The organism is Pseudomonas fluorescens, assembly GCF_041354075.1.
GTDB lineage: Bacteria > Pseudomonadota > Gammaproteobacteria > Pseudomonadales > Pseudomonadaceae > Aquipseudomonas > Aquipseudomonas fluorescens_CE.
In genome coordinates, this window is record NZ_JARZGC010000006.1 from 139,853 (window position 1) to 163,306 (window position 23,454).

At 61.8% G+C, this 23,454-nt stretch carries 25 protein-coding genes; 15 read left to right on the forward strand and 10 right to left on the reverse strand.

Going from position 1 to position 23,454, the window contains the following annotated elements:
* The first annotated feature begins 151 nt into the window (after nt 1-151).
* The 6 genes from minD to QIW53_RS10085 all read left to right on the forward strand — a co-directional run bounded on the left by minD (nt 152) and on the right by QIW53_RS10085 (nt 5,918).
* The gene (minD, locus tag QIW53_RS10060; protein WP_371049509.1) at nt 152-964 is read left to right on the forward strand and encodes a septum site-determining protein MinD; all 813 of its coding nucleotides are present in this window, start codon (nt 152-154) and stop codon (nt 962-964) included.
* Nucleotides 964-1,218 carry a cell division topological specificity factor MinE gene (gene minE / locus QIW53_RS10065; protein WP_007944431.1) on the forward strand — a complete coding sequence of 85 codons (255 nt, stop codon included), beginning with the start codon at nt 964-966 and terminating at the stop codon, nt 1,216-1,218. The genes minD and minE overlap by 1 nt, the downstream gene beginning before the upstream one ends.
* Nucleotides 1,219-1,318: 100 nt before the next feature.
* On the forward strand, nt 1,319-1,954 hold the full coding sequence (locus tag QIW53_RS10070; RefSeq protein ID WP_371049510.1) for an RluA family pseudouridine synthase: 636 nt from the start codon (nt 1,319-1,321) through the stop codon (nt 1,952-1,954).
* A 53-nt stretch (nt 1,955-2,007) separates the two neighbouring features.
* Nucleotides 2,008-3,297, forward strand: coding sequence for a M18 family aminopeptidase (locus tag QIW53_RS10075; protein ID WP_371049511.1), 1,290 nt, complete (start codon nt 2,008-2,010; stop codon nt 3,295-3,297).
* 209 nt (nt 3,298-3,506) lie between these two features.
* Complete coding sequence (locus tag QIW53_RS10080) at nt 3,507-3,683, forward strand: hypothetical protein (RefSeq protein WP_201190755.1); 177 nt, start codon at nt 3,507-3,509, stop codon at nt 3,681-3,683.
* Between the two features lie 78 nt (nt 3,684-3,761).
* Nucleotides 3,762-5,918, forward strand: coding sequence for a mechanosensitive ion channel family protein (locus QIW53_RS10085; protein ID WP_371049512.1), 2,157 nt, complete (start codon nt 3,762-3,764; stop codon nt 5,916-5,918).
* A gap of 188 nt (nt 5,919-6,106) precedes the next feature.
* Here QIW53_RS10085 and QIW53_RS10090 read toward each other — a convergent pair whose 3' ends face one another.
* Nucleotides 6,107-7,780 (reverse strand): DEAD/DEAH box helicase, encoded by a 1,674-nt coding sequence (locus tag QIW53_RS10090; RefSeq protein ID WP_371049513.1) that lies wholly within the window; start codon nt 7,778-7,780, stop codon nt 6,107-6,109.
* A 384-nt stretch (nt 7,781-8,164) separates the two neighbouring features.
* Between QIW53_RS10090 and QIW53_RS10095 the strand changes: the two genes are divergently transcribed.
* On the forward strand, nt 8,165-8,956 hold the full coding sequence (locus QIW53_RS10095) for a crotonase/enoyl-CoA hydratase family protein (RefSeq protein ID WP_371049514.1): 792 nt from the start codon (nt 8,165-8,167) through the stop codon (nt 8,954-8,956).
* Between the two features lie 151 nt (nt 8,957-9,107).
* On the opposite strand, the gene QIW53_RS10100 is transcribed toward QIW53_RS10095, so the two are convergent.
* Nucleotides 9,108-9,863 (reverse strand): spermidine synthase, encoded by a 756-nt coding sequence (locus QIW53_RS10100; protein WP_371049515.1) that lies wholly within the window; start codon nt 9,861-9,863, stop codon nt 9,108-9,110.
* A gap of 149 nt (nt 9,864-10,012) precedes the next feature.
* Between QIW53_RS10100 and QIW53_RS10105 the strand changes: the two genes are divergently transcribed.
* Nucleotides 10,013-11,359, forward strand: a complete 1,347-nt coding sequence (locus QIW53_RS10105; RefSeq protein WP_371049516.1) for a class II 3-deoxy-7-phosphoheptulonate synthase — start codon at nt 10,013-10,015, stop codon at nt 11,357-11,359.
* Between the two features lie 87 nt (nt 11,360-11,446).
* Here the strand turns inward: QIW53_RS10105 and QIW53_RS10110 are convergent, their stop codons facing one another.
* Both QIW53_RS10110 and QIW53_RS10115 read right to left on the reverse strand, forming a co-directional pair.
* On the reverse strand, nt 11,447-12,676 hold the full coding sequence (locus QIW53_RS10110; protein WP_371049517.1) for a winged helix-turn-helix domain-containing protein: 1,230 nt from the start codon (nt 12,674-12,676) through the stop codon (nt 11,447-11,449).
* A gap of 64 nt (nt 12,677-12,740) precedes the next feature.
* Nucleotides 12,741-12,956, reverse strand: a complete 216-nt coding sequence (locus QIW53_RS10115; RefSeq protein WP_371049518.1) for a DUF1127 domain-containing protein — start codon at nt 12,954-12,956, stop codon at nt 12,741-12,743.
* Between the two features lie 96 nt (nt 12,957-13,052).
* Between QIW53_RS10115 and QIW53_RS10120 the strand changes: the two genes are divergently transcribed.
* Nucleotides 13,053-13,907 carry a LysR substrate-binding domain-containing protein gene (locus QIW53_RS10120; RefSeq protein ID WP_371049519.1) on the forward strand — a complete coding sequence of 285 codons (855 nt, stop codon included), beginning with the start codon at nt 13,053-13,055 and terminating at the stop codon, nt 13,905-13,907.
* On the opposite strand, the gene QIW53_RS10125 is transcribed toward QIW53_RS10120, so the two are convergent.
* Complete coding sequence (locus QIW53_RS10125) at nt 13,897-14,646, reverse strand: sulfite exporter TauE/SafE family protein (protein WP_371049520.1); 750 nt, start codon at nt 14,644-14,646, stop codon at nt 13,897-13,899. The two genes, QIW53_RS10120 and QIW53_RS10125, sit on opposite strands and share 11 nt — an antisense overlap.
* A 111-nt stretch (nt 14,647-14,757) precedes the next feature.
* On the opposite strand from QIW53_RS10125, the gene QIW53_RS10130 reads away from it, so the two are divergent.
* From QIW53_RS10130 to QIW53_RS10145, 4 genes are all read left to right on the forward strand, one after another.
* Complete coding sequence (locus QIW53_RS10130) at nt 14,758-15,714, forward strand: LysR family transcriptional regulator (RefSeq protein WP_371049521.1); 957 nt, start codon at nt 14,758-14,760, stop codon at nt 15,712-15,714.
* Nucleotides 15,715-15,782: 68 nt separating this feature from the next.
* On the forward strand, nt 15,783-16,238 hold the full coding sequence (locus QIW53_RS10135) for a MarR family winged helix-turn-helix transcriptional regulator (protein WP_371049522.1): 456 nt from the start codon (nt 15,783-15,785) through the stop codon (nt 16,236-16,238).
* A gap of 246 nt (nt 16,239-16,484) precedes the next feature.
* Entirely contained in the window at nt 16,485-16,904 is a 420-nt protein-coding gene (locus tag QIW53_RS10140; RefSeq protein WP_192304361.1) for an organic hydroperoxide resistance protein, read from the forward strand.
* A gap of 33 nt (nt 16,905-16,937) precedes the next feature.
* A complete protein-coding gene (locus QIW53_RS10145) occupies nt 16,938-17,951 on the forward strand; it encodes an alpha/beta hydrolase fold domain-containing protein (protein ID WP_371049523.1) in 1,014 nt (337 codons plus the stop codon).
* 112 nt (nt 17,952-18,063) lie between these two features.
* Here the strand turns inward: QIW53_RS10145 and QIW53_RS10150 are convergent, their stop codons facing one another.
* Nucleotides 18,064-18,633 (reverse strand): elongation factor P, encoded by a 570-nt coding sequence (locus tag QIW53_RS10150; protein WP_003226785.1) that lies wholly within the window; start codon nt 18,631-18,633, stop codon nt 18,064-18,066.
* A 48-nt stretch (nt 18,634-18,681) separates the two neighbouring features.
* Nucleotides 18,682-19,824 carry an elongation factor P maturation arginine rhamnosyltransferase EarP gene (gene earP / locus QIW53_RS10155; protein ID WP_371049524.1) on the reverse strand — a complete coding sequence of 381 codons (1,143 nt, stop codon included), beginning with the start codon at nt 19,822-19,824 and terminating at the stop codon, nt 18,682-18,684.
* Nucleotides 19,825-19,948: 124 nt separating this feature from the next.
* On the opposite strand from earP, the gene QIW53_RS10160 reads away from it, so the two are divergent.
* Nucleotides 19,949-20,356, forward strand: coding sequence for a hypothetical protein (locus QIW53_RS10160; RefSeq protein WP_371049525.1), 408 nt, complete (start codon nt 19,949-19,951; stop codon nt 20,354-20,356).
* Nucleotides 20,357-20,358: 2 nt separating this feature from the next.
* Nucleotides 20,359-20,841 (forward strand): GreA/GreB family elongation factor, encoded by a 483-nt coding sequence (locus QIW53_RS10165; RefSeq protein ID WP_371049526.1) that lies wholly within the window; start codon nt 20,359-20,361, stop codon nt 20,839-20,841.
* 5 nt (nt 20,842-20,846) lie between these two features.
* On the opposite strand, the gene cysB is transcribed toward QIW53_RS10165, so the two are convergent.
* From cysB to QIW53_RS10180, 3 genes are all read right to left on the reverse strand, one after another.
* Nucleotides 20,847-21,821 carry an HTH-type transcriptional regulator CysB gene (gene cysB / locus QIW53_RS10170; protein ID WP_371049527.1) on the reverse strand — a complete coding sequence of 325 codons (975 nt, stop codon included), beginning with the start codon at nt 21,819-21,821 and terminating at the stop codon, nt 20,847-20,849.
* A gap of 113 nt (nt 21,822-21,934) precedes the next feature.
* Nucleotides 21,935-22,438 carry a universal stress protein gene (locus QIW53_RS10175; RefSeq protein ID WP_371049528.1) on the reverse strand — a complete coding sequence of 168 codons (504 nt, stop codon included), beginning with the start codon at nt 22,436-22,438 and terminating at the stop codon, nt 21,935-21,937.
* A gap of 95 nt (nt 22,439-22,533) precedes the next feature.
* Nucleotides 22,534-23,439: a 5'-nucleotidase gene (locus QIW53_RS10180; protein ID WP_371049529.1), complete on the reverse strand. Its 906-nt coding sequence runs from the start codon at nt 23,437-23,439 to the stop codon at nt 22,534-22,536.
* Nucleotides 23,440-23,454 lie beyond the last annotated feature (15 nt).

Here is a 23,454-nt window from a genome sequence, read left to right on the forward strand (position 1 = left end):
AACGAAGTAGGAAGATGGTCAAAAGCGTGTTTACCAGCGGGTAAACGCCGTTCAGGACCAGATTTCAGCCAAGGCTGTCCGACTGCAGTCGTTTTTTTCAAGAGATGTTTTTCAGGGACCAGAAGTCCTTTTTCCTTAGGGGTGAAACACCTTGGCCAAGATTCTAGTGGTTACATCCGGCAAGGGTGGTGTGGGTAAGACCACCACCAGTGCTGCTATCGGTACCGGCCTCGCTCTGCGCGGGCACAAGACAGTGATCGTCGACTTCGACGTGGGCTTGCGTAACCTCGACCTGATCATGGGTTGCGAGCGTCGCGTGGTGTATGACTTCGTCAACGTGGTCAACGGCGAAGCCAACCTGCAACAAGCCCTGATCAAAGACAAACGCCTGGAAAACCTCTACGTACTGGCCGCCAGTCAGACCCGCGACAAAGACGCGCTGACCCTCGAAGGCGTGGAAAAAGTCCTGATGGAGCTCAAGGACCAGTTTGACTTCGTGGTCTGCGACTCCCCGGCCGGCATCGAGAAAGGTGCGCACCTGGCCATGTACTTCGCCGATGAAGCGATTGTCGTGACCAACCCGGAAGTGTCCTCCGTACGTGACTCGGACCGCATGCTCGGCCTGCTGGCCAGCAAGTCCCGTCGCGCCGAGCGCAACGAAGACCCGATCCGCGAACACCTGCTGCTCACCCGCTACAACCCGCAGCGCGTGCATGACGGCGAGATGCTGGGCGTCGAAGACGTCAAGGAAATCCTTGCCGTGACCCTGCTGGGCGTCATCCCCGAGTCCCAGGCGGTGCTCAAGGCATCCAACTCCGGCGTGCCGGTGATTCTCGACGACCAGAGCGACGCCGGCCAGGCGTACAGCGATGCGGTCGAGCGCCTGCTGGGCAAAACCGTGGAGCATCGGTTTCTCGATGTGACGAAGAAAGGATTCTTTGAGCGTCTGTTTGGAGGCCGGTAATGAATATTTTTGACTTCTTTCGTGCTAACAAGAAGCCCAGTACCGCCTCGGTAGCGAAAGAGCGTCTACAGATCATCGTGGCGCACGAACGCGGCCAACGCAGTACCCCGGACTACCTGCCCGCCTTGCAGAAGGAACTGGTCGAGGTGATCCGCAAGTACGTCAATATCGGGTCCGATGACGTGCACGTCGCTCTGGAAAACCAGGGCAGCTGCTCGATTCTGGAACTCAATATCACCCTCCCAGATCGCTGAGTCGATCCGGCTGGAGCCACGGCGGTTCAGGTTTTTTCGTTCCCCCACCAGGAATGGAAAAACCTGAACCGCCGTTGGCGTTTGTTACGAGACTGTTTTAATGCCGCTGTCCAACATCCGCATCATCCATCAGGACGCCGCCGTATTGGTGGTGGATAAACCGACCCTGTTGCTTTCCGTCCCCGGCCGCGCCGACGACAACAAGGACTGCCTGATCACCCGCCTGCAGGAAAACGGTTACCCCGAAGCCCGAATCGTCCATCGCCTGGACTGGGAAACCTCCGGCATCATCCTGCTGGCCCGCGACCCCGACACCCATCGCGAACTGTCACGGCAATTTCACGATAGAGAAACAGAAAAGGCCTACACCGCACTCTGCTGGGGTCAGCCCGAACTCGACAGCGGCAGCATCGATCTGCCCTTGCGCTATGACCCACCGACCAAGCCACGTCATGTGGTGGACCACGAGCAAGGCAAACACGCCCTGACGTTCTGGCGCGTGCTCGAGCGCTGCGGCGACTGGTGCCGGGTGGAGCTGACGCCCATCACCGGCCGCTCCCATCAATTGCGCGTGCACATGCTCTCCATCGGCCACCCGCTGCTGGGCGACGGCCTGTACGCCCATGAGCAGGCGCTGGCAGCCTGGCCACGGTTGTGCCTGCATGCGAGCATGCTCAGCTTCACCCATCCACAGACCGGCGAGCGCCTGCGTTTCGAGTGCCCGGCACCGTTTTGAGCATGGCCCAGGCCAATACGTTAAACTGGCGCCATTGCTGTCTGGAGCTACCTATGCGCGAAGAGTTGAACCAAGGCCTGATCGATTTCCTCAAGGCCTCCCCTACCCCGTTTCATGCCACTGCCAGCCTTGTTCAGCGCCTGGAAGCGGCAGGCTATCAACGCCTCGACGAACGCGAGCCCTGGACCACCGAAGCCAACGGCCGCTACTACGTCACCCGCAATGACTCTTCGATCGTCGCCATCAAGATGGGCCGCCATTCGGCGCTGCATGGCGGCATCCGCATGGTCGGCGCCCACACCGACAGCCCTTGTCTGCGGGTCAAGCCCCAGCCGGAACTGCAACGCCAGGGTTTCTGGCAGCTGGGCGTCGAGGTCTACGGCGGCGCGCTGCTGGCGCCCTGGTTCGACCGCGACCTGTCCCTCGCCGGTCGGGTGACCTTCCGCCGTGATGGCAAGGTCGAAAGCCAGCTGATCGACTTCAAGGCGCCGATTGCGATCATTCCGAACCTGGCCATTCACCTCAACCGTGAGGCCAACATGGGCTGGGCGATCAATGCCCAGACTGAATTGCCGCCGGTCCTCGCGCAATTTGCCGGTGACGAGCGTGTGGACTTCCGCGCCATCCTCACCAACCAGCTGGCACTGGAGCACGGCCTGAACGCCGACGTGGTGCTCGATTACGAGCTGAGTTTCTACGACACCCAGAGCGCAGCGGTCATCGGCCTTAACGGAGACTTCATCGCCGGTGCACGCCTGGACAACCTGCTGTCGTGCTACGCCGGCCTGCAGGCCCTGCTGACCGCCGACACCGACGAAACCTGTGTGCTGGTCTGCAACGACCACGAGGAGGTCGGCTCGTGCTCCGCCTGCGGCGCCGACGGCCCGATGCTCGAGCAGACCCTGCGTCGCCTGCTGCCCGAAGGTGACGAGTTCGTGCGTACCATTCAGAAGTCGCTGCTGGTCTCGGCCGACAACGCCCACGGCGTCCACCCCAACTACGCCGACAAGCACGACGCCAACCACGGCCCGAAGCTCAACGCCGGCCCGGTGATCAAGGTCAACAGCAACCAGCGCTACGCCACCAACAGCGAAACCGCCGGGTTCTTCCGCCACCTGTGCATGGCCGAGGAAGTGCCGGTGCAGAGCTTCGTGGTGCGCAGCGACATGGGTTGCGGCTCGACCATCGGCCCGATCACCGCCAGTCACCTGGGCGTACGCACCGTGGACATCGGCCTGCCGACGTTCGCCATGCACTCGATCCGCGAGCTGTGCGGCAGCCATGACCTGGCGCACCTGGTGAAAGTGTTGAGTGCGTTTTACGCGAGCACGCAATTACCCTGACCCACGCCCTGCACCGGACCTGTGGGAGCTGGCTTGCCAGCGATGGCGCAGGGTCAGGCGAGATCACCGTCGCCTGAACGACCGCCATCGCGGGCAAGCCCGCCCCCACAGGTCATGTGGCGCCCGCGACTTTGGCGGTCAGCCGCCCCGGTACCGTTGCCAAAATACCGCCTAGACTTTGAATATCACCTTCGACAAGGCAGTCATCCATGATCTCGATGTCTTCGTTTCACGCCATGCTGATCCCGATTCTCGCCGGGATGATCCTGCTGGCGATTGGCTTCAACTTCCGCGACAAGAATGCCGGCGTACTGGCGATGTGGATCGGCATGCTGACCATCCTCGCCACCGTGGTCTTCAAGATCCTCGCCAAACTCAACGAATAAAATCCTCGCCCTCGGCTCGCATTGACTATGACGGGCTCGTACACTCGGTGAACATGCTTTTTCAAGGTTGACCGCCTAGTGTTCGCTCGTCTGCTTGCCCTGCCCTGCCTGCTGTTCATCTGCCTCATGGCATTGCTGCCGATCACCCCTGCTCAGGCCGTCGGCCTGCCGAGCCTGCTCAACAGTTCGGCCAGCACCCAGCCCGAAGCGCAGGAACCGCTCGGCCAATCCCTGGACGAGGTCATCAAGTCGCTGGAGAACGACCAGCAGCGCAGCAAGCTGCTGGCCGACCTGAAGAAACTGCGCGACGCCACCCGCAAGGCCCAACCCGCCGCCGAAGAAGGCGTACTGGGCCTGATCGGCGGCACGCTGAGCCGCTTCGAACAGCAGTTCGCCGGCGTCGACAGTCCGCTGACGCGCTGGAGCCGGGAGTTCTCCCTGGCCCAGGACGAACTGCAGGCCCTGATTCTGCCGGCCAATGAATGGCTGCCGATCATCTTCGGTTTTGCTGTCGTCCTCGCGCTCTGGAGCCTGCTGGCCGCCGCGCTGATCTGGCTGGGACACCGGGTGCGGATGCGCTTCGGCCTGACCGAGGAACTGCCGCAACACCCGAGGGCCCTCGACATGTTGCGCTTCGCCCTGCGCAAACTCGGCCCGTGGCTGATTGCCTTGGTGATCACCGTGTACATGAGCTACGCCCTGCCCTCTTCACTGGGCAAAAGCCTGGCCATGGTGCTGGCCTATGCACTGGTGGTGGGCACCTGTTTTTCGGCAATCTGCGTCATCGCGTTCTCCCTGCTGGACGGCCCCCACCGCCATCGCGCCCTGTACATCCTGCGGCACCAGGCCTTTCGCCCGCTGTGGCTGATCGGCAGCTTCGCCGCGTTTGGCGAAGCCCTGAGCGACCCGCGACTGGTCACCAGCCTCGGCAGTCACCTGGCGCACACCGCCGCCACTGTCGCCAATGTGATGGCCGCACTGTCCACCGGTTTGTTCATCCTGCGCTTTCGCCGCCCCATCGCTCACCTGATCCGCAACCAGCCCCTGTCCCGGCGCCTGACCCGGCGCGCGCTCAGCGACACCATCGATATCCTCGGGACCTTCTGGTACGTGCCCGCCCTGGTCCTGGTGGCGATCTCGCTTTTCGCCACCTTCCTCTCGGCGGGCGACACCAGCACGGCGCTGCGCCAATCGCTGATCTGCACCGTGCTGCTGGTGTTGTGCATGGTCATCAACGGACTGGTGCGCCGCCACGCGCAGAAACCGCAACGCGGGTTGAAGCGTCATGCGTTGTATTCCGAACGCCTGAAAAGCTTCTTCTACACCCTGGCCCATCTGCTGGTGTGGCTGGCATTCATCGAACTCGGCCTGCGGGTCTGGGGCCTGTCGCTGATTGCCTTTACCGAAGGCGATGGCCATGAGGTCAGCGTCAAATTGTTCGGCCTCGGCGGCACGCTGCTGTTTGCCTGGCTGATCTGGATTCTCAGTGACACGGCGGTGCACCATGCGCTGACCCGCTCGCGCAAAGGCCTGGCCAACGCCCGCGCACAGACGATGATGCCGCTGATCCGCAACGTGCTGTTCGTGGCGATTTTCATTGTGGCGCTGATCGTCGCGCTGGCGAACATGGGCATGAACGTCACGCCGCTGCTGGCCGGTGCCGGCGTGATCGGCCTGGCCATCGGCTTCGGCGCGCAGTCGCTGGTCGCCGACCTGATCACCGGGCTGTTCATCATCATCGAAGACTCCCTGGCCATCGACGACTACGTGGATGTCGGCGGCCACCTCGGCACCGTCGAAGGCCTGACCATCCGCACCGTACGCCTGCGGGACATCGATGGCATCGTCCACACCATCCCGTTCAGCGAGATCAAGAGCATCAAGAACTACTCGCGAGAGTTTGGCTACGCGATCTTCCGCGTGGCGATTCCTGCCAACATGGACATCGACAATGCGATCAAATTGATGCGCGATGTCGGCCAGAAAATGCGCAGCGACCCGCTGCAGCGCCGCAACATCTGGTCGCCCCTGGAGATCCAGGGCGTCGAGAGTTTCGAGTCCGGCAACGCGATCCTGCGGGCCCGGTTCAAGACCGCGCCGATCAAGCAGTGGGAAGTTTCCCGGGCGTTCAACCTGTCGCTGAAACGGCACCTGGACGAAGCCGGGCTCGACCTGGCGATGCCGCGCATGACGGTGCAGGTGGTGACGGCGGGGGGTGGCAACGTCACCGAATAACCCCGACCCCTGTAGGAGCGAGCATGCTCGCGATGGTCGTTAACGATAACGCGGGAAGCCTGACACCCCGCGGTGTTGTCGAATCCATCGCGAGCGTGCTCGCTCCTACAGGGGATAAACGACCAGGCAAAAAAAATCCCCGAACCAGTCGGGGATTTTTATGCCTGATCAATCAGCCCGGGGGCGGATCAATCTTCGCGGTAGCGACGCAGCTTCAACTGCTTGCCAGCCACACGAGTGTCCTTCAGCTTGGTCAGCAACTTCTCCAGACCATCTTCCGGCAGTTCGACGAGGCTGAAGCTGTCACGCACCTGGATGCGACCGATGGCTTCACGGGCCAGACCACCTTCGTTGAGGATGGCGCCCAGCAGGTTCTTGGCCGCGATGCCATCACGCGCACCCAGCGCGGTACGGCAACGAGCACGACCTTCACCCAGCGGCATCGGAGCACGACGCTCGCGATCACCACGCTCAGGACGATCACCGGAACGCTCCGGACGATCGCCGCGCGGGGTGCTGTTCGGCACCAGCGGACGCTCTTTCTCGATAGCGGCCAGGTTCAGCGCTTGACCGTTGGTAGCCTTGCGCAGCAGGGCGGCGGCCAGGGCGCGTGGGCTGCAACCGATGTCGGCGGTCAGGCGATCGAGCAGATCACCGTGGGTCGATTCGGCATCAGCCACCAGCGGCGACAGGCTGTTGGTCAGTTTCTTGATGCGTGCATCCAGAACGGCCTGGGCGTCCGGCAGACGCACTTCAGCCACCTTCTGACCGGTCACACGCTCGATCACCTGCAGCATGCGACGCTCACGCGGAGTGACCAGCAGCAGTGCACGGCCTTCGCGACCGGCACGGCCGGTACGGCCGATACGGTGAACGTAGGATTCCGGGTCGTACGGCATGTCCACGTTGAACACGTGAGTGATGCGCGGAACATCCAGACCACGAGCGGCAACGTCGGTCGCCACAACGATGTCCAGACGGCCATCCTTGAGGGAGTCGATCACGCGCTCACGCTGGTTCTGGGCAATGTCACCGTTCAGCGCAGCGGCCTTGTAGCCTTTGGCTTCCAGGGCGCTGGCCAGGTCCAGGGTCGCTTGCTTGGTGCGCACGAACATGATCAGCGCGTCGAAATCTTCCACTTCCAGCAAGCTGAGAACGGCGGAAGTCTTCTGGTCAGCGTGAACCAGCAGGTGAGCCTGCTCGATCGCGGTCACGGTCTGGGTCTTGCTCTGGATCTTCACGTGCTTTGGATCGCGCAGGTGACGCTCGGCGATGGCACGGATCGATTGTGGCAAGGTTGCCGAGAACAATACGGTCTGACGGGTTTCCGGCATGGCCTTGAAGATGACTTCCAGGTCGTCCATGAAGCCCAGTTTGAGCATTTCGTCCGCTTCGTCGAGAACCAGGTGGTTCACGGTCTGCAGGACTTTTTCGTCGCGACGCAGGTGGTCGCACAGACGGCCCGGAGTGGCGACAACGATCTGTGCGCCATTACGGATTGCTTTCAGTTGTGGGCCCATCGGCGCGCCGCCGTAGACAGCCACAACAGTCACGCCCGGCATTTGCTTGGCGTAGGTTTCGAAAGCGGTTGCAACTTGCAGCGCCAACTCACGAGTTGGGGCCAGGATCAGAGCTTGCGGCTCGCGCTTGGACGGATCAATGCGGTGCAGGATAGGCAGGGCAAAGGCAGCGGTTTTACCGGTACCGGTTTGCGCCTGACCAATCATATCGTGACCGGCGAGGATGATCGGGATCGACTGCTGCTGAATGGCCGAAGGCTCTTCATAGCCGGTAGCGACTACTGCAGCGACAATATTGGGATGAAGTTCAAGAGCGGCGAAGCCGCCGATTTCCTGGGTCATGGGTCTGCCTCTAAGTGCATCCGCAAAGACCCATGCTCCAAAGCTGCGCATGCCGTGTTGAGACTCAAGAGTCGCCCTGGCAGCTTTGTCGGCGGGGATTTGCGAAAACGAATGAATGAAAAGATTCGTCAAGGAAGAGTCCGGTGTGCGGACGTGCAGCTGAAGGTGACTTCGAATTGCGCTACCTAAACGCGGCCCGGTTAAAGGCCGGCGCGCACTATACCGGAATTCGCCCGGAATGGGAGCTTTATTTGTCGGAAAACTGACGGATATACCGTTGTGCAGCCGACCTTTGCGCAGAATCGGACAAGCGTCTACTTTTCAAAGGCCCGGCCCTGCTGGCGTTGATGCTAAAACGTTTCACTTATGCGAGGAAAGCGTCCCATGAATCAGCCCGCCCGCAGCCGTGTCACCCGGGAGCGACAAGGTCATGTGCAGTTGATCGGCCTTGATCGAGTGGCCAAGCGCAACGCCTTCGACCTCGACCTGCTGAACGAACTGAGCCTGGCCTACGGTGAATTCGAGGCCGACAGCGAAGCGCGGGTCGCGGTGGTGTTCGGCCATGGCGAGCACTTCACCGCCGGGCTCGATCTGCTCAGCGCCAGTGCCGAGCTGGCCAAGGGCTGGCAGGCCCCGCCCGGGGGCTGCGACCCGTGGGGGGTGTTCGCCGGGCCCAGGGTCAGCAAACCGGTGATCGTCGCCGCGCAGGGCTACTGCCTGACCATCGGCATCGAGTTGATGCTCGCCGCCGACATCAACCTGTGCGCGAGCAACACCCGCTTCGCCCAGAAAGAAGTGCAGCGCGGGATCTTCCCGTTTGGTGGCGCGACGCTGCGCCTGCACCAGGTGGCCGGCTGGGGCAATGCCATGCGCTGGCTGCTGACCGGCGACGAGTTCGACGCGCACGATGCCCTGCATCTGGGTCTGGTGCAGGAAGTCATGGCCAGCGAGGACCTGCTGCCCCGCGCCATTGAATTGGCGCAGCGGATTGCCCGGCAGGCGCCCCTGGGCGTTCAGGCGACGCTGATGTCGGCGCGCCAGGCGCGTTATGAAGGTGAGACGGTCGCGGCACAGGCGTTGCCGGCGCTGGCGAAGAAGTTGTTGGCCACCGAGGACGCTCGGGAGGGGGTGCGGTCGATGGTGGAGCGGCGGCCCGGTATCTTCAAAGGAGCGTGAGGAATGTGTTGACCGGTAGTCAGCCTTCGCGAGCAAGCCCGCTCCCACAGTGATCTGGGGGTGTTCACAAGATTTGCAGACACATACAGAACTTGTGGGAGCGGGCTTGGTCTGGGCGGCATTCCGACGAAGAGGCCCTCACGGGCACACTTCATGTAGCCGGCCGAATCGCCTTGATCAACGACTCCAACGAATACCCCAGACGCGGCGCCAGCGCTTCGGCCCGGGCGACCAGGCCGTCCATGTCCAGTTCCTGATCCAGTTCCGCAGGCACGATCAGGATCACGTTACCCTCCTTCACCGGCAACTCCCAGTAATGCCGGTGATAGAGCCCGCGCAACAACGCCGCACCCAACGGCTTGCCCTCATCGGTGGCCCACTGGTTGATCACCAGCCAGCCGCCCGGGTTCAGGCGTTTCTGGCAGTCTTCCAGGAAACGCCAGGCCAGGTGGCCGACACCTGGCCCGACATCGGTGTACAGGTCGACGAAAATCAGGTCCGCAGGCTCTGCGGTTTCCAGCAATTGCAGGGCGTCGCCGACCCGGATGTACAGGCGCGGATCGTCGTCCAGCCCCAGGTACTCGATGGCCAGGCGCGGTACGTCCGGGCGCAGTTCGATGGCCTCGACATCTTCCAGCGGCAGGAACTTCAGGCACGCCTGGGTCAGCGTGCCCGCCCCGAGCCCCAGGAACAGCGCGCTCTCGGGTTGCTCATGGCACAGCGCGCCGATCAGCATCGCCCGGGTGTAATCGTATTCGAGCCAGCTCGGGTCGGCCGTGAACACGCAGCTCTGCTCGATGGCATCACCGAACTCGAGGAAGCGGTAGTCGGCCACTTCCAGCACGCGAATCACGCCAAACTCATCCCGTACCTCGGCGAGCAGATGCTCGACGCGCTCCTCAGTCATTTCGTCTCCTGATCGTCACCCGCTGCGGCAACCCGATAAACCGCACGATGACGCGGCAAAGGCGCAATTGTCGGCGAAGCGACGGGAACAGGTCACGCACTAATTTGCTGATAACATGAGGGCCCGAGCGTAAAACAACCGAGACCGTGATGAGCCAACCCTGGAGCCCTGACAGCTGGCGTGCCTTGCCGATCCAGCAACAACCTGCCTACCCCGACGCCGCGCATTTGCGCCAGGTCGAGCAGACCCTGGCCAGCTACCCGCCGCTGGTATTTGCCGGGGAAGCCCGGGAATTGCGCCGTCAGTTCGCCGAAGTCACCCAGGGTCGCGCGTTTCTGTTGCAGGGCGGCGACTGCGCCGAAAGCTTCGCCGAGTTCTCCGCCGCGAAAATCCGCGACACCTTCAAGGTGCTGCTGCAGATGGCGATCGTCATGACCTTCGCCGCCGGCTGTCCGGTGGTCAAGGTCGGGCGCATGGCTGGCCAGTTCGCCAAGCCGCGCTCGGCCAACGACGAAACCATCGACGGCGTGACCCTGCCGGCCTACCGTGGCGACATCGTCAACGGCATCGGCTTCGATGAGAAAAGCCGCGTGCCGGACCCGGAGCGCCTGCTGCAGTCCTATCACCAGTCCACCGCGACCCTGAACCTGCTGCGCGCCTTTGCCCAGGGTGGTTTTGCCGACCTGCACCAGGTGCACAAGTGGAACCTGGACTTCATTGCCAATTCCGCGCTGGCCGAGAAATACAGCCACCTCGCCGACCGCATCGACGAAACGCTGGCCTTCATGCGCGCCTGCGGCATGGACAGCTCGCCGCAGCTACGCGAAACCAGCTTCTTCACCGCCCACGAAGCCCTGTTGTTGAACTACGAAGAAGCCTTCGTGCGCCGCGACAGCCTGACCAACGATTACTACGATTGCTCGGCGCACATGCTGTGGATCGGTGACCGCACCCGCCAACTCGAAGGCGCCCACGTCGAATTCCTGCGCGGGGTGAACAACCCGATCGGGGTCAAGGTCGGCCCGAGCATGGACCCCGATGACCTCATCCGCCTGATCGACGTACTCAACCCGGACAACGATCCGGGACGCCTGAACCTGATCGCCCGGATGGGCGCGAACAAGGTCGGCGATCATCTGCCGGCGCTGATCCGCGCCGTGCAGCGTGAAGGCAGGCAAGTGCTCTGGAGCAGCGACCCGATGCACGGCAACACCATCAAGGCCAGCAGTGGCTACAAGACCCGGGATTTCGCTCAGATCCTCGGCGAGGTGAAGCAGTTCTTCCAGGTGCATCAGGCGGAAGGCAGCTATGCCGGCGGTATCCACATCGAGATGACCGGGCAGAACGTCACCGAGTGCATCGGCGGTGCCCGGCCGATCACCGAGGACGGCTTGTCGGATCGTTACCACACCCATTGCGATCCAAGGATGAATGCCGATCAGTCGCTGGAGCTGGCGTTTTTGATTGCCGAGACGTTGAAGCAGGTTCGGCGCTAGACCGCGATCCCCCCATCGCGAGCAGGCTCGCTCCCACAGAAGCGACTCGGTCACCTGTGGGAGCTAGCTGCTCGCGATGACGCCGGCTCAGGCCCCCTCGATACTGGCCAATGCCACCCGCAACCGATCCGCACTCGCCCGCAAGCAATTCAGCTGCACCCGCTCCAGCCCCAGCCAATCGGCCATCCGCCGCAAATTGAGCGCCAGCGCCAGCATCCCCTGCTCATCCAACCCCGACTCTTCTTCATGCACCGCGTGCACCGCCAGTTGCCCGTTGGCCCGCTCCGCGCGCAGATCCACCCGAGCGGCGATCCGCTCGTTGTGCAGGAACGGCAGCACGTAATAGCCATAGACCCGTTTGTCCTGCGGGGTGTAGATCTCCAGGCGATAACGGAAGTCGAACAATCGCTCGGTGCGACTGCGCTCCCAGATCAGTGAATCGAACGGCGACAGCAAGGCACTGGCCTCGACCTTGCGTGGCACCTTGGGCTCGGGCAGGCAGTAGGCTGCATGACGCCAGCCCTGAACCTCGCAGGCCTGCAATTCGCCCGCCTCCACCAGCTCCGCCAGGCGCGGACGCGCATCACCGGGATTGAGACGAAAGTAATCGCGCAGATCCTTTTCCGTTGCCACCCCCAAGGCAGTGGCGGCATGCAGCAACAGACCGCGTTGCGCCTCTGCTTCGCTCAGCAGTGGCTGTTGCAGAATCGCCGCAGGAATGACCCGCTCCGGCAAATCGTAGAGTCGCTCGAAACCGCGCCGACCGGCCACCGTGACCTCGCCGGCGGCGAACAACCATTCCAGTGCGTGCTTTTCCGCACTCCAGTCCCACCACGGCCCCGCCCGCTCCTGGCGGGTCGACAGACTGCCGGCACCCAGCGCGCCGAGCGCTTCGACCGACGCCATGACCCGGCGAATGGTGGCTTGCTGTTCACGCCCGAAACGGGCCAGTTGCTGATAGATGTCTTCGCCACGGCTCGCACGCTGCATGCGCCAGCGCATCAACGGGTACATCGACAACGGCAGCAGCGACGCTTCGTGGCCCCAGTACTCGAACAACGTACGCCGCCGGCCCGAACTCCAGGCCGCCTGATCGAGCACATCGGATGAATACCGGCCAAGACGGGAAAACAGAGGGAGGTAGTGCGAACGCACCAGCGCATTGACCGAATCGATCTGCAGCAGGCCCAGACGTTCGATCAGGCGATTGAGCTGAACCGCCTTGATCACCGCTGGCGCCTGACGCCCATTGAAGCCCTGGGCGGCCAGCGCCAGGCGGCGAGCCTGTTTGTTGGAAAAGGACAGCGTTGCGGGCATGGGCATCTCCTTGTCTGCTCGCAACCTACCTCACCGGGAGAGGGTTTGTGTAGTTGTGGGTGGCTCATTTGTGCATCGGGTCATCCCAGAATGGGCGAATGGCTTCATGCTCGACGTCCGCGCGACTGAGCCCGATGTCCTTCAACGCTTCATCACTCATACCCGCCAGCAACTCGCGTTCACGGTGCAATTCGTACCAGCGGCTGATTTTGTGAAGCAGGTCCGACACCACATGGATGGAGTGTTTTTCTACGTCTGCATAACCTTTTTGACCTTTCATCTTGTTGCCCTCCGTTTGGGATGGCTCAAGTGTCGCGCCGGGGCTAAGATCAATCCAACGAATGTTTCTTATGCAACACATCTCGGAGATTGATGTATGTCCGCCTACCCGAGTATCGATACGGAAGTGCTGCGCACCTTCGTTGCCATCGCCGATCAGGGCGGTTTCACCCGTGCCGGGGAGCTGGTCAACCGCACGCAATCGGCCGTGAGCATGCAGATGAAGCGGCTGGAAGAGGATGTGTTGCAGCGCCAGTTGTTCCAGCGCGATGGCCGCCAGGTGCGGCTGACCGCCGAGGGCCAGGTCCTGTTGGGGTATGCCCGGCGCATCCTCAAATTGCACAGCGAGGTGTTCAATACCTTGCGTGAGCCGCACATGGTCGGCACGGTGCGCATCGGCACGCCGGACGATTACGTGATGCGTTTCCTGCCGGGAATTCTGCGGCGATTCGCTCAGTCATACCCGCTGATCCAGATCGAGGTGCACTGCGAATCATCAAAACAACTGCTGCTGCGCCAGGACCTCGACCTGTCTATCGTCACCCGAGAACCGGGCAGCGAGATCGGTCAGCTGCTGCGCAAGGAAAGGTTCGTCTGGGCCGAGGCGCAATGTTTCAGCGCCCATGAACAGACGCCGTTGCCGCTGGCGATGTTCAACAGCGATTGCTTCTGCCGACTGTGGGCGTGTAACGCACTGGACGCCTCGGGACGGGATTATCGGGTGGCGTACAACAGCTCCAGCCTGTCGGCGATCATGGCGGTGGTCAGCGCCGGCCTGGCGATCACCGCACAACTGGAAAGCCTGATCACCCCCGACTTGCGGATTCTCGGAGAGGCCGAGGGCCTGCCCGAGTTGCCGGAGGCGAGCATCATGCTGCTGCGCAACCTGCACAATCCGTCGCCGATCACCGAGTGCCTGGCCGAACACATCGTCGAAGGCTTCAAACTTTGAAGGCGAGCATCACCGCGCACAGCACCAGGAAACCGCAGAACAACCCGCGCAGCAGTCGCTCCGGCATGGCATGGGCCACTTTCACGCCCCAACTGATGCTCAGCAGACCACCGATGGCCAACGGTACGCCAATCATCCAGTCCACCTCGTGGTGCACGGCGTAGGTCACCAACGTGACGCCCGTGCTGGGCAGCGCCAACGCCAGTGACAGGCCCTGGGCAACCACCTGCGTGGTGCCGAACAGGCTGGTCAATACCGGCGTCGCCACCACCGCCCCGCCGACGCCAAACAGGCCGCCCATGGTGCCCGAGGCCGCGCCCAGCACCCCCAACCAGGGCCAGCTGTATTTCATCTGCGATTGAGCGGGTGAGCTGGCGGCGAACATTCGCACCAGGTTGTAGGCCGATAGCGCGACAAGAAACGCGACAAACCCGAGGCGCATGGTTTGCGCATCGATGCCCACCGCCCAGATCGAACCGAGCCAGGCGAAACAAAAGCCCATGACGGCGAGCGGCAGCGCGTGACGCAACTCGATGCGGTTGCGTTGGTGATAACGCCAAAGCGCCAGCATCACGTTCGGGACAACCATGATCAATGCGGTGCCTTGGGCCATCTGCTGATCCAGGCCACACCATACGCCCAACAGCGGGATCGCAATCAAACCGCCGCCAATTCCAAACAACCCGCCAAGGGTCCCCATGGCCGCGCCAAACACGACATACAGCAAAAACTCGATCACGATTCGTTTCCTGTTGTTCCAGGCTTGTCATGCTACGCAGTCCGCGCTGGCGCGGAAACGCACAGCAACGCACAATGGCTATGCCAATTTCGCACAAGCGCAGTACCACTCATGAACCCCAATCAATTGACCGGGCAGTTGGGCCTGTTTCTCGATGTCCTGGAAACCGGCAGTTTTTCTGCCGCTTCCCGACGCCATCCCTTGACCCCTTCAGCCGTGGCACGGCGCATCGACAGCCTGGAGCTCGCCGTCGGCAGCCAGCTGTTCATTCGCAGCACCCACGCCGTACGGGCCACGCCGGCCGGCCTGGCGTTCGCCGAACGGGCGCGCCGAATCGTCGCCGAACTGCAACTGGCCCGCGCCGAAGCGGTGTCCCTGAGCAGCGCGCCTGAAGGTTTGATCCGGATCGATGCCCCCGCAGCGTTCGGTCGTCGCCATCTGGCGCCGGTGATTGCCGACTTTCTGATGCTCTATCCCGGCCTCGACGTGCAATTGCACCTGATCGACAGTTTTGTCGACATGCAGGGGTTGAATCTGGGCAAGGTCGATCTGGTGCTGCGGGCCGGGCAAATGGCCGATACCCGGCTGGTCGCCACGCCACTGGCGAGCATGGTGCGCATCGCCTGCGCCAGCCCCGACTATCTGAAGCGCCGTGGCGTGCCGAGCGGCCCGGCGCAGTTGGTCGAGCATGACGGCCTCGACTGGGACGGCCTGGCCCCGCCGTTCGCCTGGCGTTTCGAACGGGAGGGGCAATTGCATTTGTACCGTCCGGCACGCATCCGCATGAGCGCCAATAATGCCGAAGCACTGGTGTGCGGCGCACTGGCCGGGCTGGGCATTGCCCACCTCCCCACCTGGCTGGCCAGTGAATACCTGCTGCGCGGAGAGTTGCGCCCGCTGTTTTGCGAACACGGCTTGCCGGCGGCGGAAACCACGGGGATTTACGCTTTGCGTCTGGAGCAGCAATCCAACACACGCAGCCGACTGTTGCTGGAGTACCTGAAAAGCCGTTTCAGCCCTGTCCCGCCTTGGGACCTGGCACTGCAGCGCAACCTCGACCGACATTAGGTCGGATTTATCTGGCGCATTAAACATTTGCCCGCTAGATTCATCTCACCACCGACCAAGGCTTTGACATGACCATCGAACGCGACACCTCTTGCGACGACTTGCTGCTGGACAACCAGGCCTGCTTCGCCCTGCATTCCACTTCGCTGCTGATGACCAAGGTCTACAAGCCGCTGCTCAAGGCACTGGACCTGACCTATCCGCAGTACCTGGCGATGATGGTGTTGTGGGAACAGGACGGTCTGACGGTCGGCGAAATCAGCACGCGATTGCTGACCGACCCCGGCTCCCTGACACCGCTGCTCAAGCGCCTGGAAGCCGAAGGCCTGCTCAGCCGCACCCGCAGCCGCGAGGATGAGCGCGTGGTGATCGTCGAACTGACCGAACAGGGACGCGCCCTGCGGGACAAGGCGCGCAGCATTCCCCAGTGCATTCTCGGCGCCAGTGGCATGACCCTGGAGCGCCTCAAGCATCTGCAAGCGGAGCTGCAAGTGTTGCGCGGCAATTTGCAGGACAGCCTCTGACCCTCTCCCCACCCTCTCCACTGTGGGAGCGAGCCTGCTCCCACAGGTACGGTGACCTGCTCTCTTCCGCTACACCTCTCTATCTCAGCCGTTTTACACCGCTCACCCAAGCTTCACGCAGCTAACCTCAAAATATTTGAAAATTTATCTTGCGCGCTAACTATTAGCGCGATACATTCATCTCGCACTTACTTAACGCGCAAACATTTAGCGCAAAGAACTCAAACATCGAACGAGGCTCACATCATGCAAACTCTCTACACCGCAATCGCAACCTCCACTGGCGGCCGTGACGGTCGTGCGGTTTCCAGCGACAACATCCTCGACGTCAAACTCGCCACCCCGAAAGAACTCGGCGGTGCTGGCGGTGCGGCCACCAACCCTGAGCAACTGTTCGCCGCCGGTTACTCGGCCTGCTTCATCGGCGCCCTGAAGTTCGTCGCCAGCCAGACCAAACGCAGCATCCCTGCCGACGCCTCGATCACTGCCCACGTCGGTATCGGCCAGATCCCTGGCGGCTTCGGTCTGGACATCGACCTGCACATCAGCCTGCCGGGCCTGGAACAAGCCGACGCGCAATCGCTGGTCGACGCCGCTCACCAGGTCTGCCCGTACTCCAACGCCACCCGTGGCAACGTTGACGTGCGTCTGCACGTGACTGTCTAAACTCCGACCACCCGGCCCGAACAGGAAACGAACATGAACACTTTCAGCAAAGTCTTGACCGGTACCCTTCTCGCTCTGTCCGTGCACAGCGCATTCGCCGGCGACGTTGAACACAACACCCAGGCATTTCTCGATGTGTTGAACGCCGGCACCGGCAAGCCGATGGAGCAGATGACACCCCAGGAAGCCCGCGCCGTGCTGGTGGGCGCCCAGGCTGGGGTGAAGCTGACGCTGCCAAAAGCCGATGTCAGCCAGAAGACCATTCAAGTCGACGGCCAACCGATCAGCCTGACCATCGTCCGGCCGGCCGGTGTCAAAGGCGAGCTGCCGGTGTTCATGTTCTTCCACGGCGGCGGCTGGGTGCTGGGGGATTACCCGACGCACGAACGGTTGGTTCGTGACCTGGTAGCGGGCTCGGGGGCGGCAGCGGTGTTCGTCAACTACACCCCGTCACCGGAAGCGCATTACCCGGTTGCCATCAACCAGGCTTACGCTGCAACCCGCTGGGTGGCCGAGCACGGCAAGGAAATCAACGTCGACGGCAAGCGCCTGGCCGTGGCCGGCAACAGTGTCGGCGGCAACATGGCGGCCGTGGTTGCGCTGATGGCCAAGGACAAGGGCACGCCGGCGATCAAGTTCCAGGTGCTGCTGTGGCCGGTGACTGACGCCAACTTCGACACCGGTTCCTACAACCAGTATGCCGAAGGTCACTTCCTCACCCGCAACATGATGAAGTGGTTCTGGGACAACTACACCACCGACGCCAAGCAACGCAACGAGATCTACGCCTCGCCGCTGCGGGCCACTACCGCGCAGCTCAAAGGCCTGCCACCAGCCCTGGTGCAGACAGCCGGTGCCGATGTGTTGCGCGACGAAGGTGAGGCCTATGCCCGCAAACTCGACGAAGCCGGCGTGCCGGTGACTTCGGTTCGCTACAACGGCCTGATCCACGACTACGGTTTGCTCAACGTGGTCAGCCAGGTACCGGCAGTGCGTTCGGCGATGTTGCAAGCTTCCGAAGAGCTGAAACAACACCTGAAGAAGTGAAGCGCTTTCAATGTGGGAACGAGCCTGCTCGCTCCCACAGGGCTCAAACCGAAACAGCAGACACAAAAAAGCCCGACTCGATGGTCGGGCTTTTTCATTCCTGAAGCGGTGCTTATTTAGCACGGCCCTTGTAGGAACCACCTTCGCGGGTGTCGATCTCGATCATGTCGCCGATTTCGATGAAGTCAGCAACCGACAGCTCGGTACCGTTCTTCAGCTTGGCAGGCTTCATCACCTTGCCGGAGGTGTCGCCACGGGCGGAACCTTCGGTGTAGTCAACCTGACGCACGATAGTGGTCGGCAGCTCTACGGAAACCAGGCGCTCTTCGAAGAACACGGCTTCGCAAACGTCGGTCATGCCTTCTTCCACGAATGGCAGAACGCTTTCGATGTCTTCGGCGTTCAGCTCGTACATGGTGTAGTCGGTGGTGTCCATGAACGTGTAAGTGTCACCGCTGATGAACGACAGGGTCGCTTCTTTGCGGTCCAGGATCACGTCGTCCAGTTTGTCGTCCGCACCGTAAACGGTTTCGGTCTTGTAACCGGTCAGCAGGTTTTTCAGCTTGGTCTTCATGATCGCGCTGTTACGGCCCGACTTGGTGAATTCAGCTTTCTGAACCAGCCAAGGGTCGTTATCGATACGGATCACGGTACCGGGTTTGAGTTCTTTACCAGTTTTCATTGCGAATATCCGAATTTGGATGGGAGTTACTAAAATCTAGGCCGCGTATCATAGCCAATTTCGGTAAAACTGTACCAGCGCCGTGGCAAGATCCGCCCGCGAGGCCTGTTCCAGACACCATGCGTCGGCGTGTTTTTGCAGTGCTGGCCAGTGTTTACGGGCCGCCAGCCATTGATCGGCAACCGGATCGCCGTTGTTCCAGGCCCGCCAAAGTCCGCTGATCGCTTCGCGCGCCGGCACGGAAAGTCCCTCGGTGTACAGCGTCAGGAACGCTTCGAGCTTGTCCAGATGAATGTCTTCGTCCTGCCGATAGATGTGCCACAGCAGCGGTCGCCCGGCCCATTGCGCACGCACGAACGAATCCTCGCCACGCACGGCATTGAACGCGCAACTCCACAGCAGCCGGTCGTATTGATCCTGGTGGACGAACGGCAAGACCTGCACGGTCAGGGCATCGCGCACATGCACGGCTCCTGCTGCCAAGCCCTCGACGCCCAGCCAGCGCTCGACATCGCCGAGAATCCGCCCCTCCGGCACCAGCAGATGCGTGGGCCGCGAATCCCTTGCCAATACATCCAGCCAACTGGCGAGGCCGGTATTTTCATAGGCAAACAGTGAGATCAACAGCGCGTCTGGCGCAGGATCAATGCCCAGCCCTTGCAGGAACTCTCGCTGAGCCTCGGGGCTTTGCTGAAATTTCCGACGTCGATCCAGCAATTCCCTTTCACGCAGCAAGCCACCGGTGCCCTCCCGAAACCCCGGGAAGAAAAAGTATTTCTGCACGCTTTTGTACTTGACCGACGGCAAGCCGTGGCAGCCGATGACCCAGTCTTCGGCGCTCAGGTAATCGAGGTTCATCCACAACGGCGGCGTGTCGCGCGCAGCCATGGCGTCCATGCAGGCGCCCGGCAGCTGGCAGGCAAAGGCGGCAATCACCACGTCCGCAGCGTCGCTGGGCAGCCAGTCGGCCGGCCAATGGCGCACGTCGACACCTTGCTGCCATTGCTGCGAGGCATCGATGTCGATCTCCGGGCACAGGCGTTCGAAGGCGCGCAGGTCGTCAACCCATAACCGCACCGCCAGCGAATGCTCGGCCACCAACTGACGGGCCAGGCGCCAGGTCACACCGATGTCGCCAAAGTTGTCGACCACGGTGCAAAAAATATCCCAGCGGGTTTTCATTTCAGGCATTCCAGGTTCCCGTTGGCAAAGGCGCCGATTGTCCGCATAAATTACCCCGTGCAGAAGAGCCGACGGCGATTAATCTTCATGCGACAATCGCCACTCGCCCGCGACCACCCGCCAGGAGGCAGTCATGCCCTATCGCCCCACCCCGCGCCGGACCTTGCCGATTCAGCTCAACGCCCTGCAACTGATCGGCAGCATAGCCCTGGGCCTGTGGCTGGGTTTCGTTGCGATCGCATTGACCTGCTGGCTCGCCTCGCGCTTGCTGTTCAGTGAACAACTGGCCCCGGTGGCTCAGGCGGTGCAGCAACTGGCCAACCCCCCGGTGGTGCGACCGGTGCCCGACCTCCCGCCGCCGAGCCCACAGTTCGAACAGTACGAAGAAAACCTGCGCAAGAACGAGCAGGCACAACGCCTGGACCAGGCGCGCAGCGGTAACCGCAACCTGTCGAATCCGAAATGCCAGTTCTGGCTGCAACAGGACCGGACTGTACCGAACGAAAAAAGCCGCGCCAACGTCCTTCAATTCTGCGATTGATCATGAACAAGAAGACTGTCCACCAACTGATTGTCGACAAGCTGCGAATCGATCTCGACGTGGCCGAGCGCGCTGCGCAAACCGCCTATGAAACCGCCACCCACGAAGAGAACGTCGCCGAAAACAAATATGACACCCTGGGGCTGGAGGCTTCCTACCTGGCGACCGGACAAGCCCGGCGAATGGAGGAAATCAGGCAGTCACTGACCCTGTGCCAGAACCTGACGCCGCGCCCCTATGACGATCGGCGGGGCATCGAGATCGGTGCCCTGCTCGGTCTGGAAGACGAGAACGGCCGCGAACAATGGCTGTTCCTGGCCCCCGATGCGGCGGGACTGAAAGTCGACCTGGTGGGGCAGTCGATCACCGTCATCACCCCCCGCTCGCCGCTGGGCAAAAGCCTGCTGGGCAAGTTCGAAGGGGACGAGGTGGAGATTGTGGTGGCGGGCACTCGGCAACAGTTCTCTGTCACCGAGGTCTTGTAGCAGGATTAATGAACCGGCAGTTCGACACCGTCGAACAGCTCTTCCAGTTCCTGTTTGTTGTGGCACTGAATGGCCTTGGCCATGACTTCCCGGGTCAGGTGCGGGGCGAACTTCTCGATGAAGTCGCACATGAACCCCCGCAGGAAAGTGCCGCGACGGAAACCGATCTTGGTGATGCTGGACTCGAACAACTCGCTGGCGTCGAGCACCACCAGGTCGTTATCGAGCTTGGTATCGACCGCCATTTTCGCCACGATGCCGACCCCCAGGCCCAGGCGCACGTAAGTCTTGATCACGTCGGCGTCGGCGGCGGTGAACACCACTTTCGGCGTGAGGCCACGATGACTGAACGCTTCGTCGAGTTTTGAACGGCCGGTGAAACCGAACACGTAGGTGACGATCGGGTATTCGGCGAGGGCTTCCAGGGTCAGCTTCGACAGCTTGGTCAGCGGGTGGCCCTGGGGCACGACCACACAACGGTTCCAGCGGTAGCACGGCATCATCACCAGGTCGCCGAACAGCTCCAGCGCCTCGGTGGCAATGGCGAAATCGACAGTGCCGTCAGCGGCCATTTCGGCGATCTGCATCGGCGAACCCTGGTGCATGTGCAGGGCCACTTCCGGGTATTGCTTGATGAAATTGCTGATCACCGGGGGCAAGGCATAACGCGCCTGGGTGTGGGTGGTGGCGATCGACAGGGTGCCTTTCTTCTCGTTGGAGAATTCCTGGGCGATCTGTTTGATGCTTTCGACCTTGCGCAGGATTTCGCCGGCCGTGGTGATGATGCGCTCGCCGGCCGGCGTGACGCGTGTCAGGTGCTTGCCACTGCGCGCGAACACCTCGACGCCCAATTCGTCTTCCAGCAGGCGGATCTGTTTGCTGATACCCGGTTGCGAGGTGTACAGGCTTTGGGCGGTAGCCGAAACGTTGAGGTCGTGGTGCGCCACTTCCCAGATGTAGCGCAGTTGTTGAAGCTTCATATGAATCCCTCAAAGCAGGTAGACGCCACGGGCATCAGCGACGGTATATAACTATATTAATGGTTTGAAGAATAAATCTAGAACTTTTTTATCGAATTGACGTTATTCGTGTTCTAGCGATCCCCTTGGCGCCGCCGTTCCACCAGCGGCACCAGATAGACCGGGACCCGAGCCAACTGCAATACCCGCGCTGCGGTCCTGCCCAAAGGCGTTTCCGCGCCAGCACCATGGCTATGACTGCCTACGATCAACAAATCCACGGAGAGTTTCTGTGCCTGATCGAGAATGACCTGCGACGGATCGCCCTGAAGCACCCGCACCGCCTGAATTCTCTCCAGGTCCTGCTCTCCTTCACCTCCCAGTTCTTCACGAAAATTGTCGAGAACGCGCCGCTCGATATTGGCGATGACAGTATTCAGGCCCTGACTGTGAAACTCGTTCAATGCCCGCTCATCGAGATAGCTCTGCAGCACCGATTCGGCAAACAGCCCCATGGGTTCAACAGCGTGTACCACATACAAGTCCGCATTGAAGGTTCGAGCCAGGGCCAGGGCATGCTGCATCACCAGAGGTGCGTACAGGCCGAGGTCGGTGGCGTACAGCATCGAACGAATCATAGGATCTCCTCGCAATGCCAACGTGGCGGAGATTGATTCAGCTTAGCAGCGCGTTGGCGAGTACGACGTCCCGCGTAACGTGTTGAACCACCGGCTTAAACTTTTTGCTCGTTGCTTATGCCATGCGGCACATGCCCGGTGGCGACCACCTCGCGGGCCAGCTCGCAGTGGCCGGCCTGATCGTCGAAAAAAACGTCGGCGGCGAAGGCTTCGAGGAATGCCGATTTGGTCAGGCCACCCAGGAACAACGATTCGTCGAGGCGAATGTCCCACTCGCGCAAGGTGCGGATCACCCGCTCATGGGCCGGTGCGGAACGTGCCGTCACCAGCGCGGTACGGATCGGGCAGGCATCGTCGGCAAACTCGCGCTGCAACAGGTTGAGCGCGGCGAGAAAGCCTTTGAACGGGCCGCCGCGCAACGGTTCGCGCGCGCTTTCGCGCTCACTGGCCTGAAACGCTTCCAGGCCGCCCGCCTGGTAGATGCGCTCCGATTCGTCGGAAAACAGCACGGCATCGCCATCGAAGGCGATGCGCAATTCATCGCTGGCAGCGCGACTGGCGCCGCCCGCCAGAATGGTCGCCGCCGCGAACCCGGCGTCCAGTGCACTGCGCACGTCTTCGGCATGGGTCGACAGGAACAGGTCGCAACCGAAAGCCTTGAGATACGGATAAGGACTGCGCCCGCCTACGAACGCCGCCCGGGAGATCGCCAGCCCGTAATGATGGATCGAGTTGAACACCCGCAGCCCGGTGTCGGCACTGTTGCGCGACACCAGAACCACCTCGACCCGGGCGCGACCCAGGCTCGCATTGAGGTTGAGCAGTTTCTGAACCAGCGGGAAAGCATCCCCGGGCTCGAGTATTTCATCCTCGTGTTCGATCTGATATTGCCGGTAAGCCTCGACGCCACTCGACAGATAAACCTTGTGGCTCTCGCTCAGGTCGAACAGCGCGCGCGAGGAAATCGCCAGCACCAGCTTGTCGTCAATCGTCTTGGCCATGCCCTTCCCCCCTCG